The following is a 16,919-nucleotide window of genomic DNA, read 5'->3' as shown; positions in this document are numbered from 1 at the left end:
GCGCAGCACCGGCACATTGCCGGTTTGAGTATCGCGGTCAGTTTCTCCTTTCCTTGCGGTTATGTCCAGCGTCCAAATAGGCCAGTAAGCTGTGAGAGACGGGTGAACATGGGGTGCTGGAGATGTTCTTTTGTCATGCGCCACTCCCAGTTGCCGTTTGCTGTGGAAGGAGTGTTCATTCGGGCAGAATTGTCCAGCCCGATAATATCCTGCACAGGAAAGATTGCTGTATTGGCAACACTCTGCATTGCGAGGCGCATAAAGGTAAGGTGCACATTATCCATGTCAGTGCATTGCCCCACAAATTCATGCAGGTTATTTCTTCCCTGATCACCGGCTTCGGTTACGTACCATCCTTTGACAGTAGAGTTGTCATGGGTACCGGTGTACAGCACGCAGTGATGCTCGTGATGGAACGGAGTATCAGGGTTCCGTGTAAGGTCACCGCCGAATCCGAATTGAAGAATCTTCATTCCCGGCAGGTTGAACTGCTGTTTCAGTTCACGTACATCCGCTGTTATGACTCCGAGATCCTCTGCGATAATCGGGAGCACCCCGAAGCGCAGAGTAAAAATCCTGAACAACTCCATTCCCGGAGCATCAATCCATTTTCCGTTGATGGCGGTTGTTTCTGATGCAGGGATCTCCCAGTATCCTGCAAAACCGCGGAAATGATCCAGCCGTATCTTATCCACTAGCGCAATGTTATGGCGCATGCGGCGTACCCACCACTCAAAATTATCCTGCCGCATGGCGTCCCAGTTGAAGACAGGGTTTCCCCAGCGTTGTCCTGTGGAACTGAAGTAGTCAGGTGGAACACCACCAACGTGGGTCGGTTCCCCATTACTATCCAGTTTAAAAAGGTGCGGGGATGTCCACACATCGGCACTGTGATGGGTCACATAAATAGGAATGTCGCCAATAAGGTTCAATCCGTTTCTATTGCAATACGCACGTAGCCTGCGCCACTGGGAAAAGAACAGATATTGGACATATTCTTCATACTCAATGGCATCTCGGTGTTCGGCATCCCACTGCAGCAGTGCATCGTCATGTCTGTGCTTAAGCGGCTCCGGCCACTGGCTCCAGATCATGTTCGGATGTTCATCCATGATGGTTACAAAGCGTGCATAGTCATGCAGCCAGTGCGCATGGTTTTCCCTAAAAACAGAAAACCGCGGGCAGGTGCTGAGTGACTTTTTTTTGCGGGCGTAGGCGGCGCGGAGCAGGTGAGCTTTATAGATTTCCACAGCGCCGTAGTTAACGTGTGCTGCATGGCCTTGGGGAGCGTCGCGGACATCTTCCCATGTAATGATGCCGTCTTCGACCATCATCTCAGGACTGATAAGCAGCGGGTTACCGGCAAAGGCAGACCAGCTTGCATAGGGAGAGTTTCCCATGATTCCTGTTGTGGGAGTAGTAGGGAGAAATTGCCAGTACAGCTGGCCGTGTGAGCGCAGAAAATCAGCAAAGTCATAGGCGGCAGGGCCTAAGTCTCCAATGCCGAATCGTGAAGGAAGTGAAGTTATGTGAAGTAATACGCCGCTGGAGCGGATGTTCATAGGAAGCCTCCAAGAGTCTGTCTGACTCTCTTTTATAGCATGGAGGCTGTGGCAGAGACCAGCGCGGAGGCTTAATTATACAGAAGCTGGATAGAGTTCTGTTCCCGCACGGTGTTAACCGGTGAAAGCTCCAGAACAGAGGAAAGGACTTCCTTGAGGAAGCTTGTTTCTTTTTTAGGGCCTTCTTCAAGAGGGAGAGGCGCATCAAGCTTACAGAGCTTGGCAAGTTCCATATAGGCGGTTTCTCTGTCACCGAGCATATCCACCAGACCGGCGTCGAGAGCTTGCTGGCCTGTCATGGCGCGGCCGTCCGCGTATGGAAGAATCTTTTCGCGTTTCATGTGGCGGCCTTCTACAATTACGTCGATGAACTGGTTGTACATGTCCATAATGATAGCCTGAAAGTAGTCGCGTTCTTCTTTCGTCATGGACTGGAAAGGACTGCCTGCTGCTTTCAGTTTGCCACTTGTAAGGGATAGGTAGGATACGCCGATTTTTTTCATCAGCCCCTGAAAATTGGGAAGTTCCATCTTCACACCGATGGAACCGGTGAGTGTGGCAGGGTTGGCCACAATTTTGTGTCCAGCCGCTGCAATATAGTATCCGCCTGAAGCGGCTACAGTGCCCATTGAAACAACAACAGGCTTCACCTCGGCAAGGCGTTTAATCGCGTAGTACATTTCCTGTGATGCAGCTACACCGCCACCGGGGGAGTTGATGCGGACGATGACGCCTTTGATGGAGTCATCCTTACGCAGTTTGTATGCCCAGTCGGAAACTTTTCGGGAATCACCGATAAAGCCGGTTACGTTGATTACACCGAACTTTTCCTGCGTAAAGTACGGCATGTGACTGCCGTTCGAAACGCGTAAAGCCGCAGTAGCGCCTGCGAACAGGGCTACTGCGGCAATAATTAGCATTATGCCAAACAGAAACGGATGTTTCTGCGAGAATTTAAGCTTACTCGCCTGCATCCTCAAGCTGCTTGAAGATATCGCCGAGGGTCTGCTGAGCGCCTTCGGAGCCACCGGAACGGAATTCACGAGGTTTTTTGCGATCTTCTTGTTCTTGGAGCTGTTTGATGGAAAGTCCGAGACGACGTTCTTCAGCGCTAACGTGGATAACTTTAGCTTTGATAGTTACGCCTTCTTTGAACATTTCGGAAGGAGACTTCACTTTCTTCTGAGAGATTTCAGAAACGTGAACGAGACCTTCGATGCCTTCTTCTACTTCAACGAAGAGACCAAAGTCAGTGATGTTAGTTACAACACCTTCAACGATGGTACCGTTAGGGTAGTTGGAAGGAACTTTAGACCATGGATCTTCAGAAAGCTGTTTAACACCAAGGGTGAACTTCTCGCTGTCCTGATCAACTGTAAGAACTTTAGCCTGTACAGTGTCGCCAACCTGGAAGAGTTCATTAGGGTGACGGATCTTTTTGGTCCAGGAAATGTCAGATACGTGAATCAGGCCGTCAATGCCGTCTTCGATACCGATGAACATACCGAACTCAGTGATGTTCTTGATAACACCTTCGAGGATAGTACCTTCTGGGTATTTTTCAGCAACGATTTCCCATGGGTTTGGCTTAACTTGCTTCATGCCGAGGGAGATGCGTTTTTTATCTTCGTCTACGCCGAGGATAACAACTTCAACTTCGTCGCCTACGCGTACCATCTGGGATGGGTGACGGAGTTTGCGGGTCCAGGACATTTCGGAAATGTGTACGAGACCTTCAACACCTGGCTCGAGTTCCACGAATGCACCGTAATCAACGAGGTTAGTAACCTTGCCGCTGAGACGCTGGCCTTCAGGGAATTTAGCAGTGATGTCCTGCCATGGATCTTCAACAAGCTGTTTGAGACCGAGGGAAACCTTCTGGTTCTCTTTGTCGAAGCTGAGAATTTTAAGCTCGAGTTCCTGACCAAGCTGTACCAGTTCTTTTGGATGACGGATACGCTTCCAGGACATGTCGGTGATGTGCAGGAGACCGTCAAGGCCGCCGAGGTCAACGAATACACCGTATTCGGTGATGTTTTTCGCTTTACCGGTAACGATCTGGCCTTCCTCGAGAGTGAGGAGAAGATCAGAACGTTTGGAATCGCGTTCTTCTTCGAGAAGTACACGACGGGAAACGATAACGTTGCTACGACGACGATTGATCTTCAGTACACGGAATTCAAACTCTTCGTTCACGAGTGCGTCCATGTCTGGCACTGGGCGCAGATCAACGTGGGAGCCAGGAAGGAATGCTTCAATACCACCGAGATCGACAGTGTAGCCGCCTTTGATGCGGCGAACGATGCGGCCAGTAACGACGGAGTTCTTTTCCTGAACTTCTTCGAGCTGGTCGAACATCTGCATGCGTTTTGCTTTTTCAAAGGACAGGGTGATGGTGCCTTCCATTTCGTTTTTACGAACAACAAAAACATCCACCTTGTCCCCTACGCCAACGCTTACCGCGCCGTCTGCGTCTGCAAACTCGGAAGCAGGGATCTGACCTTCTGACTTAAAGTTTACGTCAACGAGAACGTAGTCATTGTCCACGCGAACGATTTCGCCCTTAACGATTGAACCTTCATCAAGCTCACCAAAATCAGAGCTAAGGTAATCTTCAAGAGCAGCCTCAAAGCTCATTTCAGCTTCGAGTGAGTTATTTTCCATGGTTTCCATAAAGAATCCTCCAACCAACAAAAAAATTTTTCCCACTTGGAAAGTGAGATGCGAACTGTTAGCAAATTACTGTTGTAAACTCAACAGAAAATGCTGTGAATATCAGGATTTTACCCCTAGGAAAAAGCGCTCATCCTGTTTTCTGTATGTTTTTCGTATCCTAGCTTCTGTTCTGCGAAAAACGATACGACAAAAATGCGTTTGCACTCTACGCAAGAGCTACTAAATCGTAGTCGCGCGTTTCCACAATTTCTGCTTCCACCATTGCCCCCGGCTCGACTCCCGGACCGCTCACGTATGTGATGCCATCCACTTCCGGTGCCTGAAACCATGTGCGTCCCACATGCAGACCTGGCCACTCGTCATGCTCATTATCAACAAGCACTTTCATGCGTTGGCCTTCATACTGTTCCAGAATGTCTTCACTGATGTCCCCTTGAATTTCCATAAGGGCATCGCGACGCCATTCTTTATCAATATCATCAATCTGGTTGTCCATGGCAGCAGCAGGCGTTCCTTCTTCTGCCTGATACGCAAAGACACCAAGGTGATGGAAGCGAGTCTCGATAATGAAATCACGCAGGTATTCCCATTGCTCTTCTGTTTCACCCGGGTAGCCGACAATAATACTGGTACGTATTGCCGCTTCAGGGAACACGTTACGGATTCTGTCGATTACTTCGCGCGGGTTCCGTGCAAATGGACGACCCATACGGGAAAGTACATCAGGGTGCGCATGCTGAATCGGCACATCAAAATATGGTACAAACGGCTCACCTGCATCCCGCAAATATTTCAGGAAGTCATTGGAAAGACCAGCAGGGTACAGATACATGAGGCGTAACCGCTCAAGGCCGTCCAATGGAAGTATTTTATCTAAAAGTTCTCGCAATCCATGTTTTAATCCCAGTTCGCGACCATACGCAGTCACATCCTGCGCCACAAAGATGAGTTCTTTCACTCCCTGCGCAAGTGCATGCTTTGCATCCCGCACTACTGTTTCAGCAGGTGTGGTGCGCAAGTCCCCTCGAATGGAGGGAATAGTACAGAATGCACAGTTGTGGTTACAACCGTCACTTATTTTTAAATATGCATATGACGGACCGGTAGAAATGAGACGAAGCGGTTCTTTAATGAGTGGAAGCTTCATGGCTTTGGCGATCATTTCCGGCCATTCTTCCATCTGGGTGTTGGTCAGCCACAGATCAACTTCAGGAATTTCAGAAGCAAGATCATTTTCACCAAATCGGCCAACAAGGCAGCCCACAACAGCGATGAGCGGACGCTTTCCCGTACCCATACCTTCTACATCAGCAACAGCCTGAAGGATTGTCTGCACGGATTCTTCAATGGCAGGCTGGATAAAGCCGCATGTGTTGATGAGTACAAGGTCTGCATCTTCAGGGGCTTCAACAGGGGTAATCTGTTCACTGACGGCTCCAAGAAGCCATTCTGTATCAACTCTGTTTTTTGGACAGCCGAGGCTGATGGAATAAATATTAATCATGGGGTTGTTTCCGGTATATATACTATTTTGACTGATATGATTGCGTGTACAGCACTGTCATAGGAGCCATACGTGAAAATTAAACAATATGTAGAAACAGGCAAAGATATTTTCACAACGCTGAATGTTGCGACTATCGGGTATCGGGATACGTATCGTGAATTATTGATGCACCTGTTTTCCACGGACGTGCCGGACGGTGTTGTGCGGATAAAAGTTCTTGCAATTGCCTGCGCACCGCACGAAAAATTGCCCGGCCTCATGTCCCTTGACGGCGTGGATTTCTATGACAGTGTAGAGGAGCTATGCGAGAATATAGATGATGTCAACATCGTCTTCGATCTTTCCAGAGAAGGTGAGTATATTGAAAAGGTTAAGAGGTGTGCTCCCGCTGGAGCCTCAGTTGTGGGTGGCGAATCCTTACTCCTTTTCAGAAGAACTGCTGTAGACCCTGAGCCATTGGAGATTACAGCATGCAATCTGGACAGAGGGTTAGGACTGTTCAGCACATTTGTCGATCAGGCAGAAGAAGAATTCTGGTTGCTGGATAGAAATGGAGTTGTGCTTGATGCCAACAGCGCGGTGCTTAATAGACCACGTGATGAAGAATTTGAAGGTACGCAGGGAACTCTTATTAACAATGTCCTCCCTTATGCCAAGCAGCCGGGTAATGCGGTGCTTGAGTCAATAAATACTGCTCGCCGGACAGATCAGGTTATCACCAAAGTAACAAGTGACGGCGAGCTGCAATATTTCGGACTGTCTGCCTACCCCGTTGTAAAACGAGACGGGACAGTCCGTTCTGTTATTTTGACCCGTCGAGATATAACCGAAAATTATTTCATGGTTCGCAAGCTTCAGCAGACAGAAAAACTCGCCGCCATTGGTGAATTGTCCGCATTTGTGGCGCATGAGATACGGAACCCGCTGTTTGCCATTGGCGGCTTTGCTAACGCACTGCTTAAACAGAATAGTCTGGATGAGAGTGATAAGAAAAAAATTGAGATTATTCTTAATGAATCAGAGCGGCTTGAAAACATACTTAAAATTATTTTGAATTTTGCACGCCCTGCTCAGGATTCTGACGGTGAAGTGGACGTTAATGCGGTGGTTACGGAAGCATTGGGGCTGCTTCGATTAAAGTTTGAGTCACAGGGAGGAGTGGTCATTGTGAACCTGATGGAGGATATCGCAAAAGTCAGGGGAAATGCGGATCAGGTAAAGCAGTGTGTCATTAATGGAATCAAGAACGGATTTGAGGCCATGCCGGAAGGGGGAACTCTAAAGGTTGAAACAAATCTCAGTGCGGATAACTGGGTCATCATACGCATTGTGGATACCGGTCATGGCATTCCGGATGACATTCGTGACCAGATATTTAATCCGTTTTTCAGTACCAAAAGCGGAGGCACTGGACTGGGACTGGCTATGACAAAAAAAATTATCGAAGACATGGGGGGGAAGGTGAAGCTGCGCAGCAAGTCGGATAAAGGCACCATGCTGGCCTTCTATTTGCCGCCTGTTTCTCTTGCTTCTCCTCATGTAGATAAAAAGGACACTCAGGGGGGTGAGGACGAAACAGGTAATGTAGGGTTTTTCGGGGGAACGCCGGAGTATATTCCATAGGATAGTAACGGGGAACGTGCCTGTTTTTCTGCTTGATGACCGCATGGATATGTTACTAGGATAAGCGTCCGAGAGAGCATACCAATCAATTCAGATGAATCAGTTGTAGCATCTGGATGATCTAGTCATACGCAGCACGTGCGGAAAATAAGGATTGTGTAATGGAAAAAATTGTTGTGCTTGCAACCCGTAATGCAGGTAAAATTGCTGAGCTTGAGAAAACACTCAGCGAATATGGTCTCACAGTAAAAGGGCTGGATGCATATCCGGAAATTGGTGAGATTGTAGAAGACGGAGAGACTTTCGAAGAAAACTCCCTCATTAAAGCCCGCACAGTAGCGCAGCTTACCGGTCTTGTTGCCGTTGCTGATGACTCCGGCCTTGAGGTGGATGCACTGGATAAAGCGCCGGGCGTCTATTCTGCCCGTTATAGCGATGATACCCCGAACTTGCAGGCAGAAACCCGCGACAAGCGTAATAATGAAAAATTACTGCTGGAGCTTGCAGGTGTGCCGCATGAAAAAAGAACCGCTCGTTTCCGCTGTGTAATGTCAGCCTGTTCTCCTTCCGGAAACTGCATAACTGCATCTGGTGCATGGGAAGGGTTTATCGGTGCAGAAGAGGTCGGGGATAACGGCTTTGGATATGACCCGCTCTTTATTGATGCCAATGACGGCTCAGTTTCTGCTTTGCTCAGCAGAGAGGAAAAGAATAAACGCTCCCATCGGGGGAATGCTCTTGCAGCGTTGCTGTCTCAGTGGGATGAATTCTGGAAAGAGCACGGCCGATAGGAACGTGTAAGTAAATATATTTTTTGAAAGCGCCCGTTATAACTGGGCGCCCAGGTTGATGACAACCCCGCGCATTGCTGTGTTGCTTCGAAAAAGTCAACAACTCACATAGGGTTACTATGCTTCGCCCTTGAGTTTTTCTTGCGCCTTGCACTGCACAGACTTGTCTCAGTCTGGTTGAAAAGCTTTGGTAAAAGCCTTGGCGCCCGTTATGAACGGGCGCCTTTTTTTATGCGTATTGTGGGGGCTAAATGTACGCAGCAACAATAATAAAAATGCCGCAGGCAGAAGCAAAAGCAATGCTTAATTTTCCTCCGGCAACTTCATACGGTGCATCAATGTTATTTTTGCTGCGCTCGTTTCGTAGCTTCCAGCTCATTGCGCATGGCAGGCACAGGCAGAGCACGGCAAATCCGACTCCAGCATGAGCAAGCGCGGCAATAAAGCTATCAGGGGAAAGATAGGAAGCAAGAATTGGTGGTGCAAAGACCACGATGGTTGCAAAAATACGATGCAGCTGAGTTTCCTTGAGAGAAAACGTCTCGCTGGCAAGGTCATAGAGTGACAGGGAGACACCGAAGAATGAAGTAACAAGTGCAAATGACGCAAAAATGGACAGCACAGCTTTCACAAAAACTGAGCCTTGGGAAATTGCAGCAATAAGAGAGTCTACATTGCCAGCCATTTGATCGATTTGTGTCATAGGCACGCTGCCAAGCGCTAGGAACAACCATAATGCGTAGCATGCAAGGGGAACAATGGTGCCGGCGATGATTGCCCAGTAAAGAGTGGTTCTGTTTCCTTCTACAATTTTGCAGCTGCTCGGAATGCAAAAATGGTAGCCATACGCAGCAAATAAAATAGGAAGGCTCGCCAGCAGGTAATCATAATTCGGGGCAACACTCAGCAGGTTGTCAATGTTGACAGAGGTACGCAGTGAGAAGAACGCAAATGCCATGGCCAAAACCATGGTCAAAAAGAATGTGTTATTAAAACGTAGAATGGTTTTGGTTCCACAAAAGACGATGAACGCCATGGTGAACGCAAAGATCATGGAACAGGCGGAGGTGCTGATATTGTGTTCAGCAACTTGCGGGATGTTTGAAAGAATGCTGCCCATGCCCGTGATATACGCAACAAGTAGGGCGTAGAGTAAAAATGCAAGACTGAGTACAGCGATAATCTGCCCCGGCCAGCCTAAGACTTTTTTGACCATCTTGTTGAAATTTAATCCGGGGCCAACCTGCATATCTACCTCAACAAGCAGAAGACCGGAATACAGGGCAAGTGCCCACATGAACACAAGTAGTACGCAGCTCATTGTAAAGCCAAGATTACCCACCGCCATGGGCAGTCCCAACATGCCGGCACCAATGGTAGAGCCGGCAACAATACAGACGGCACTTAATGCCTTCTTGTTCATAACTAAACCTCCCAGTTTGTATATTGTTCTATGTGGTTGTGGTTTCCACAGAAAAAGCAGAACAGTGTTACAAGGCTTATGTATAAAAAAATTCTACAATGGAAAAAATAATCATCTCCTGATGCGAAAAGAAAAATCAAAGCGAAATGTGCCTGAACAAAGTATATGGATGTTGGTATAATGATTAAAGTTTAATTAAATTGATCTTTTACTCATTTTGATTGTGATATTTAGCAAAAAAAAGAAGTTTTAGGTGCCTAAAGCGATTAGAAATTTGTAGCATGAGTTGCATTTTTTAGCGTATCCATTTACTTGCCTTCAACTGTTCACAACAATTAACAATAATGTTTTTTTAAAAAGTATTATGTGTATTGGTTGGCTGATGCTGAATAGTACAGTGCAGAAGCAGAAGATCTGTGGTAATGGATAAGCAAAAATAAGCATGTTGCCTGAGAGTTCGGTACCGTGCATTCTAATACGATACCAAAATACAATGGCTGAATCTGAGGATGAAATACTAGATTTTTGTAGTGTATCCAAAAGGTTCAGAAGTTATAGGGCTGTCAGGCATGGAGGAAGGGCGCCATGAAACAATATTGGATATGTTCACTACTGGTTGTGCTGGCTTTGTTGGCGCCTGTCTCTCATGTGTTTGCAGAGACAAATGTACTTTCCTATGAATTTGAAGATCCTGATACCGATCTGCAGCAAAAAGCAAAGGATGCGATTATTGCCTCAGGGGTTGTTGAGCAAATAACATCCTATGTGAATACCAACCTCCAATTACCTGAGCCTGTACGAATCTTATTTACCGACAGTAATGTTTCATTTCCGCATTATGACAGTAAAACAAAGACTGTTGATATCCCGTATGAATTCTGGGTGGAGTGCAATAAGCGTTTCGATAAGGAGTATCCCGGACATCTGGTAGGGAACGTACTAGATGAACTGTGCGGATCTGTGTTGGCATATACTATTTTGAGAGAATTGGGCGTCGCGTTGGTTGATGTGTTTAATTACAAAACCAATAATGATTTGCAGACTGCGGTAACTGACTTTGCTGTACTGACTTTGCTGGATAGTTTTCAGGAAGGCAGGGATATGGCGCTTGTTGCCGGAGACTATTACCTGCTTGAAGATAAAGAATTACAGCTGGCCGCAGATGAGGTGCTTCTGGGAAATATCGTTGTAAACAGCAACAGAGCATTGGACACATACTGCATGGCGTACGGGGTACTGCCTGATGAAGATTTGGAAAAAGAAATGCTTGAGCATTACTTTACCAAAGAGCGTCTTGACGAATGTGTTCGCGAAGCTGAAATTAAAGTTGAAATCTGGGCTGGGTTGTTACGACAGTTTGGGCGCCCTGAGGCTGCATATTAGCGCAACTTTTTTTGCCTCCGGCGGCTTAAGAACCTCTTGCAAGAGGTTCTTAAGAATCTCTAGAAACTTTTATATGCGATACTAGCTCGTTATTAGAGTAACCTCGCGGCTTTTGCATTACTATCTTTCTCTAACGATAAAAGGGTTGGTCTCAATTTGAAGACCAACCCTTTAGTTTATTCTCAGAAAGGTGGCGTATTGGCGGCTTCCAACGAAAAAAGAAACGGAAGGAGTCGCGTATACTTGGGGTCAAGGGGACGTGTCCCCTTGTGGGGGTGCAGGGGGCAACGCCCGCCTGCCCGTCGGAGACAACAAAAGAGAAAACATTCTCAACAGCCTTCTACGTCTTCTACCCAGATCGCTACGGCATTAGCGGTGCAAGCTGTAAGCCTTCGTTCATATTGATTCCGCACATGAGGTTTGCGTTCGCAAGAGCCTGACCAGATGCACCGCGACAGAGGTTGTCGATGGCACTTACAATAATGAGGCGGTTGGTACGCTTGTCTATAACAAGACCGATGTCGCAGAACATGGTGCCGCGTACATGCTTGGTTTCAGGAAGCTTGCCTGTTGGGAGTACACGAACCCACGGATGCAGGCGATAGGCTTCTTCATAGATTGCATGTACGTCATCCAGCGTCATGTCTTTTGACAGGGTCGTGTAGATTGTGGACAGGATGCCGCGGTTGATCGGCAGTAAATGCGTATTGAAAGAAACCGTGATGTCGTCCTGCGCGATAACGGAAAGTTCCTGTTCAATTTCAGGAGTATGACGGTGTGTAGTCAGGCCGTATGCTTTGAAATTGTCAGAGACTTCGCAGAACAGGGTTCCCACGCTTGCCTTTCTGCCTGCGCCTGTGGAGCCGGACTTGGAGTCTACAACAATACCGCTTTTGAGGATGAAATCTTCGTTAAGCGCCGGATACAGGCCGAGGATTGCGGATGTAGGGTAGCATCCCGGGTTTGCAATAAGCTGTGCCTGCGTGATGGACTCTGCATACAGTTCCGGCAGTCCGTAGACGGCCTGACTGAGCAGCTCGCACTGGGTGTGTTCACACGCGTACCAGTGTTCGTATTCATCTTTGCTTCGCAGACGAAAATCTGCGGACAGGTCAACAACTTTGAGACCTTTTTCCAGCAGAACCGCAGCGATTTCCATAGCGGTACGGTGCGGTACGGCAAGGAAAACAAGGTCGCATGCCTGCGCAAGGTCATCTGCATCCGGTTCGGTGATGGGAAGTTCACCATTGTCCATGCCTTGCATGAACGGGTAAATTTCGGAAAGTTTTTTTCCGGCTTCTGCGCGTGAGGTAACACGCACAAGTTCGAAGTGGTCATGATTCTGCAAAAGGCGCATCAGTTCCATGCCGGTGTATCCGGTAACCCCTACTAAGCCTACTTTTGTCTGTGCCATTTGCATCACACCTTTCGTTGGTGGTTATTTTGTTTTCATTACGTATTTCATACGTAAGTCATAGAGCAGGGTATCGAGCAGCTGCTTCTCGTCTGCTTCAAGGCAGGACTTTGTTTTTTCCTGAAGCATGGAGAGAATGTCGATGGAGTGCTTTGCTGCAAGCAGGTTTTCCACCATCTGTCCGCTTTCAGGGTCAGCTACTTCGCCAAGTTGAACCAGCGCGGAAGAACCGATTGAAAGAATAAATGTCGAGAACGTTACTTCCGGCATGCCGGTATGTTCAGCGTTTTGATCAGCCATGGTGCGCTCCTTTTATGATAAGTCAGAGGCATTCAATGCACTGTGATATGCTTGCAACCCTTTTTCCAGATATCCGGAATTGATGTTGCCGCCACATGCTTTACAGCCTTCAGCTAAAGCATGCAGGCCGGCAGCAAGGTCTGCCCAGTCAACCCAGCCCATGTGCCCGATGCGGATAAGTCGCCCTTTCATGTGTGCCTGACCTCCGGCAAGGATGACTCCGAAATTCTCCTTGGCGTATTCAAGCACTTCGCCTGCATCTACGTTTTCCGGTACCAGTACGCTTGTAAGACCCCATGTGAAGTGATCTTTAGCAAGCAGTTCCAGCCCCATTTCCGTAGCAGCGGTACGTGCCATCATGGTCAAAGCCCATTGCTTTCTAAAAATGGTATCAAATCCTGTTTCTTCAAACATTGCAAGGCTTTCGTTGAGTCCGACGATAAGGCTTACAGGGGTGGTAAACAGGGTCTGATCCTGTGAAATTTTTTGTTTTTCTGCACGCAGATTAAAATAGAAGCAGGAAGGCGTTACGGATTCAGCCTTTTTCCATGCGCGCTCACTGCATGCGATAAGTCCGAGTCCCGGAGGAAGCATAAGGCCTTTCTGGGAGCCGGTAAGCAGGCAGTCAATGCCCCATTCGTCCATTTTGCACGGGGAAATGGAAACAGCAGAAATGCCATCCACCACCAGCAGAACATCGTGGTCTTTTGTTACTCTGGCGATTTCGTCAACAGGGTGGAGCACTCCGGTGGAAGTTTCGGATAGCTGGATGAGCACACCGGTACAATCTGGATGCATGTCCAGCATGTTTGCAACAGCTTCCGCACTAGCGGCTTTGCCCCAGTCGAGGGTAAGCTTTTCAACGCGAATGTTGCTGGCTTCACAAATTTCGCCCCAGCGTTCGCCAAATTTACCCGCTTCAATAACTAAGACTTTTTCACCTGCTGTAAACAAGTTGGTTACAGCTGCTGTCATCACGCCGGTGCCGGAACAGGCAAGCGGCATAACAGGTTGAGTCGTGCCGAACAGTTTTTTTAACCGCTGTTGAACCTGCGCCATAATGGCTTTGAACTCAGGCTTGCGGTGATGGATCATGTCTTGCGCTAATGCGAGACGGACACGTTCTGGAACCGGGGTAGGGCCCGGTGCTAACAATCTTTTTTTGTTAAGCATGATCTTCTCCGCAATTGGTAGTAAATGCTGAAACTTTCTTGCAGACAACAGGATATAGGCTGCGCAAAGCTGCCTGTACGCGGACAGATAATTAGCATGACGCCGTAATGTACGGGGGGGTCATCTATCTGATGATTGCCTGCACTATATCATCCAGATGACTTTACCTTGCCGAAGCAAAAAACAAAAGCAGGGAGAGTGCGTTTTTTTTGGGAAACAGTTGGGCAGGAGGGGAGAGCAGAGGAGTATGTTAGCTGTACCAGCTCCATTGACAAACGAATGCAGAAGTAGGAATTTCACGTAAGAAAGAAAAGCAGTTGCAGTGATGATGCGTGCGTAACAGCTGTAGAATTACGTTGTAAATGCAATTGCACAACAGACATAATGGAAGTCGTATGAAGCAGAATAGATGGGATACCTTACGATACATTACAGTTGGTTTCTTAGTCTTTTTTATACTAAGCGGCTGTAAAGTGGTGGATAGTGATCTGCTTGGGCAGCGAAACGTAGTTACTGATGAAAAAACGACATGTCCGGAAGAGCAGTTTTATGGGGAGTTCACCGATGTAGAAGTATCTGCTTTAGTTGAGCAGCGTATTTTTGCGCCGGAGAAGCTTTCCATGCCGACAGAACGTACTCCATATAAATACGGGCAGGCTGATATAAACGGAGACGGGGAATCTGAGCTGATGGTATTGATTCGCGATCAATATTTCTGCGGCACTGGCGGCTGCTCGGCATATCTTTTCTCCAGTGGCGGACAGATACTATCCAGATTTACTGTGTCGGATACGCCTGTTTTTGTCTCAGAGAAAAAAACACATGGTTGGAACGACCTGATTATCACAAGCAGGGGCGTGCAGCACGTAATGCGCTTTGATGGAAAAAAATATCCGCTAAACCCTTCTGTTCAGCCTACAATAACTCGTGATGATGTCATTAACAAAGCACGTGCAGCCGCAGTGCAGGAAGAAATTTATGTGCAGGACGGGCATAATTTGCGCCTGACCGATGGTGAAGACGTTCCTATTCTCTCACCGTACAACAAGGTGATGTTCTCATTTGATCACTACGGCGACCCAATGGTTACGTACCGTATTGATGTTCTTGTACAGGATGGAAAGGCGGAAGTATTGCCAGACACCACGTTTGAATAGCACAGGCTATAAAGAGCCAGCTTGGTGTGGTCTAAAAAAATGAAAACTGGCGGGCCCTACACCCGCCAGTTATAAAGATTGAGGCGTTCAATCTTGTACAAGTAATGCCTTTCAATTGTGTAAGGAGAGGTTATATACACGAAATTGGCGGCAGGTTACTTGGAAAAAATATGACAGTTACGTTCTTAGTGATTCAACCAGTGTGTTCAGATGGACAGACTGCTCAGCAAGTTTTGTTATTGCCTTTGTAGACTGGGCAATCTCTTCGGCTGTATTGGTTGAGATTGAATTAATCTCTTCAACGGCCTTATTGATATGCTCTGTTGCTTCTGACTGTTCTTCACTTGCCGTGGCGATTTGCCGTACTTGATCAGAACTGTCGGTAACAAGCTTCACAATGTCCTGCAGAGTCCCGCCTGCGTTACGGGCAAGTTTTGTGGTACGAGCTACCACCTCGTTTGTCTCATCCATGTGGTCAATATTGTTGTCAGTAAGTTTTTGGATAGAGCTGACAGCAGCTTCCACTTCTTTTGTTGCAGCAACGGTCTTTTCGGCCAATTTTCGCACCTCATCAGCAACCACTGAGAATCCTCGACCAGCTTCGCCTGCACGGGCAGCTTCAATTGCAGCGTTCAATGCAAGCAAGTTTGTCTGGTCTGCAATGTCATTAATCACATCAATAACAACGCTGATTCCTTGTGCTTCATCTCCTAGTGCGTGAAGACTGAAACGCATATCCTTTGCATGCTCAGACACTGTCCCTACAGACGAAATGACCTCTTCAACAATGGTCAGGCCGGATTGAGCAACAGCCTGAGCGTGCTCTGTTTTTTCTGCTGTTGCTGAAGCGTTGGAAGATACTTCCAGAACCGCTGCTGTCATCTGTTCCATAGAAGTGGCTGTTTCTAAGGTTCGTAGTCTTTGAGTTTCAGCGCCATGTGCCACGTGTTCAACTTGAGTGACGAGGTTGTTGCTCGTTTCAGAAATATGTTTTGAAGATATTTCAAGCGTATTTGCTACATTATTTTTAGTTGTTATTTCAGCTTGTTTTGCTTGCAGCTGTGCTTCTTCTGCTTTTTGCTTTGCCTGCAATGCTTGTGCTTCGTTGCGTTTGGCTGCATCCATTTTATCCATCAGTTGCGTGTTCAGGTCGTTAATCTCCGCCATTCCTTCATCAATTTTTTTCTGAAGATTTTTCTTCTCGTCTTTTGAAAGGCAGGAGAGCGCCCATAGGATAGGAGTGATCAAAAGCAGCAGAATCGCACCCTTAGCAAGGCCGATAAAGATAATGTTGTTTAGCTGCTTGTTGATAAGGTTCATTCTGATATCAGCGCCGCAAACAAAACGGGTTCCATCAGGTGCTGTGAAGGGGATAAAGACAGACCGGAAACTACCGTCGCCATCCTGATAATTTTCATATGTAATTTTCATTGTAGAAAATGCCTGTCGCAAAACAGGACTGGCATCGTTATACACAGAAAGGTGTTCCTCGTACTTTTTGTTCACGATATCTTGTGGAGAAGCACTGGTGCTGGTGAACAGAACTTTTCCCTTTTTATTAACCATGGTGTACGTGTACGCCACATCTGTGTTTCGTATCGCATTGTATAATGATTTTGATTTGGCAAGGTAGGAAGCCGCATCAAGTTGTTTTTGTTTTATGCTTGTCTGGTATTCAGACCCAAGTATTGCATGAGTTGCATATGCAGCAAATTGAAGTTTTTCATCTGTAGTACTGAGTAGAATTGTTTTGCTGTTTACATAGTCGTATGTAGTGAAAGCAATAATTCCGAGCAAATATACAACTAGAGAGAATAGAATACGTATGCTGCTTTTTTTCATAGTGTATTACTTAATGCTGTAGTGTGAAAAAAATAGTAAGATGAAGCTTATTATTGAGAAAATATAAT

General features: G+C 47.0%; 13 protein-coding genes. 4 read left to right on the top strand and 9 right to left on the bottom strand.

Annotation, left to right across the window (positions count from 1 at the left end; translation table 11 throughout):
- Nucleotides 1–59: 59 nt before the first annotated feature.
- The 4 genes from malQ to rimO all read right to left on the bottom strand — a co-directional run bounded on the left by malQ (nt 60) and on the right by rimO (nt 5,742).
- Nucleotides 60–1,562 carry a 4-alpha-glucanotransferase gene (gene malQ, locus SP90_RS05375; protein ID WP_066853375.1) on the bottom strand — a complete coding sequence of 501 codons (1,503 nt, stop codon included), beginning with the start codon at nt 1,560–1,562 and terminating at the stop codon, nt 60–62.
- A 71-nt stretch (nt 1,563–1,633) separates the two neighbouring features.
- Nucleotides 1,634–2,536: a signal peptide peptidase SppA gene (sppA, locus tag SP90_RS05370; protein WP_066853373.1), complete on the bottom strand. Its 903-nt coding sequence runs from the start codon at nt 2,534–2,536 to the stop codon at nt 1,634–1,636.
- Nucleotides 2,523–4,235: a 30S ribosomal protein S1 gene (locus SP90_RS05365; protein WP_066853371.1), complete on the bottom strand. Its 1,713-nt coding sequence runs from the start codon at nt 4,233–4,235 to the stop codon at nt 2,523–2,525. The genes sppA and SP90_RS05365 overlap by 14 nt, the downstream gene beginning before the upstream one ends.
- Nucleotides 4,236–4,443: 208 nt before the next feature.
- Nucleotides 4,444–5,742: a 30S ribosomal protein S12 methylthiotransferase RimO gene (gene rimO, locus SP90_RS05360; protein WP_066853369.1), complete on the bottom strand. Its 1,299-nt coding sequence runs from the start codon at nt 5,740–5,742 to the stop codon at nt 4,444–4,446.
- Between the two features lie 72 nt (nt 5,743–5,814).
- Between rimO and SP90_RS05355 the strand changes: the two genes are divergently transcribed.
- The gene (locus tag SP90_RS05355; protein ID WP_066853367.1) at nt 5,815–7,368 is read left to right on the top strand and encodes a two-component system sensor histidine kinase NtrB; all 1,554 of its coding nucleotides are present in this window, start codon (nt 5,815–5,817) and stop codon (nt 7,366–7,368) included.
- 161 nt (nt 7,369–7,529) lie between these two features.
- Entirely contained in the window at nt 7,530–8,159 is a 630-nt protein-coding gene (rdgB, locus tag SP90_RS05350) for an RdgB/HAM1 family non-canonical purine NTP pyrophosphatase (RefSeq protein WP_066853365.1), read from the top strand.
- Between the two features lie 247 nt (nt 8,160–8,406).
- Here rdgB and SP90_RS05345 read toward each other — a convergent pair whose 3' ends face one another.
- Nucleotides 8,407–9,582: an amino acid permease gene (locus tag SP90_RS05345; protein WP_066853363.1), complete on the bottom strand. Its 1,176-nt coding sequence runs from the start codon at nt 9,580–9,582 to the stop codon at nt 8,407–8,409.
- A 585-nt stretch (nt 9,583–10,167) separates the two neighbouring features.
- Between SP90_RS05345 and SP90_RS05340 the strand changes: the two genes are divergently transcribed.
- The gene (locus tag SP90_RS05340) at nt 10,168–10,965 is read left to right on the top strand and encodes a DUF4344 domain-containing metallopeptidase (protein ID WP_066853361.1); all 798 of its coding nucleotides are present in this window, start codon (nt 10,168–10,170) and stop codon (nt 10,963–10,965) included.
- A 361-nt stretch (nt 10,966–11,326) separates the two neighbouring features.
- Here SP90_RS05340 and argC read toward each other — a convergent pair whose 3' ends face one another.
- Genes argC through SP90_RS05325 form a run of 3 tightly spaced genes read right to left on the bottom strand, consistent with a single transcriptional unit; the run spans nt 11,327 to nt 13,852 of the window.
- Nucleotides 11,327–12,379 (bottom strand): N-acetyl-gamma-glutamyl-phosphate reductase, encoded by a 1,053-nt coding sequence (gene argC / locus SP90_RS05335; RefSeq protein ID WP_066853360.1) that lies wholly within the window; start codon nt 12,377–12,379, stop codon nt 11,327–11,329.
- Between the two features lie 24 nt (nt 12,380–12,403).
- Complete coding sequence (locus SP90_RS05330; protein ID WP_066853358.1) at nt 12,404–12,679, bottom strand: DUF1844 domain-containing protein; 276 nt, start codon at nt 12,677–12,679, stop codon at nt 12,404–12,406.
- A 12-nt stretch (nt 12,680–12,691) separates the two neighbouring features.
- Complete coding sequence (locus SP90_RS05325) at nt 12,692–13,852, bottom strand: pyridoxal-phosphate-dependent aminotransferase family protein (RefSeq protein ID WP_066853356.1); 1,161 nt, start codon at nt 13,850–13,852, stop codon at nt 12,692–12,694.
- 395 nt (nt 13,853–14,247) lie between these two features.
- On the opposite strand from SP90_RS05325, the gene SP90_RS05320 reads away from it, so the two are divergent.
- On the top strand, nt 14,248–15,009 hold the full coding sequence (locus SP90_RS05320; protein WP_082936309.1) for a hypothetical protein: 762 nt from the start codon (nt 14,248–14,250) through the stop codon (nt 15,007–15,009).
- 177 nt (nt 15,010–15,186) lie between these two features.
- Here SP90_RS05320 and SP90_RS05315 read toward each other — a convergent pair whose 3' ends face one another.
- Nucleotides 15,187–16,851: a methyl-accepting chemotaxis protein gene (locus SP90_RS05315; RefSeq protein ID WP_066853354.1), complete on the bottom strand. Its 1,665-nt coding sequence runs from the start codon at nt 16,849–16,851 to the stop codon at nt 15,187–15,189.
- Between the last annotated feature and the right edge of the window lie 68 nt (nt 16,852–16,919).

This window comes from Halodesulfovibrio spirochaetisodalis, assembly GCF_001672295.1.
In the GTDB taxonomy this organism is placed as follows: Bacteria; Desulfobacterota; Desulfovibrionia; order Desulfovibrionales; family Desulfovibrionaceae; genus Halodesulfovibrio; species Halodesulfovibrio spirochaetisodalis.
Note: the sequence above shows the minus strand (reverse complement) of the source record. Positions and strands in the feature narration are given on the sequence as shown.

Bases quoted from the DNA above. Each gene is read 5' to 3' on its own strand.
- malQ (WP_066853375.1), bottom strand. From the start codon at position 1,562: ATGAACATCCGCTCCAGCGGCGTATTACTTCACATAACTTCACTTCCT.
- sppA (WP_066853373.1), bottom strand. From the start codon at position 2,536: ATGCAGGCGAGTAAGCTTAAATTCTCGCAGAAACATCCGTTTCTGTTT.
- SP90_RS05365 (WP_066853371.1), bottom strand. From the start codon at position 4,235: ATGGAAACCATGGAAAATAACTCACTCGAAGCTGAAATGAGCTTTGAG.
- rimO (WP_066853369.1), bottom strand. From the start codon at position 5,742: ATGATTAATATTTATTCCATCAGCCTCGGCTGTCCAAAAAACAGAGTT.
- rdgB (WP_066853365.1), top strand. From the start codon at position 7,530: ATGGAAAAAATTGTTGTGCTTGCAACCCGTAATGCAGGTAAAATTGCT.
- SP90_RS05345 (WP_066853363.1), bottom strand. From the start codon at position 9,582: ATGAACAAGAAGGCATTAAGTGCCGTCTGTATTGTTGCCGGCTCTACC.
- SP90_RS05340 (WP_066853361.1), top strand. From the start codon at position 10,168: ATGAAACAATATTGGATATGTTCACTACTGGTTGTGCTGGCTTTGTTG.
- argC (WP_066853360.1), bottom strand. From the start codon at position 12,379: ATGGCACAGACAAAAGTAGGCTTAGTAGGGGTTACCGGATACACCGGC.
- SP90_RS05330 (WP_066853358.1), bottom strand. From the start codon at position 12,679: ATGGCTGATCAAAACGCTGAACATACCGGCATGCCGGAAGTAACGTTC.
- SP90_RS05325 (WP_066853356.1), bottom strand. From the start codon at position 13,852: ATGCTTAACAAAAAAAGATTGTTAGCACCGGGCCCTACCCCGGTTCCA.
- SP90_RS05320 (WP_082936309.1), top strand. From the start codon at position 14,248: ATGAAGCAGAATAGATGGGATACCTTACGATACATTACAGTTGGTTTC.
- SP90_RS05315 (WP_066853354.1), bottom strand. From the start codon at position 16,851: ATGAAAAAAAGCAGCATACGTATTCTATTCTCTCTAGTTGTATATTTG.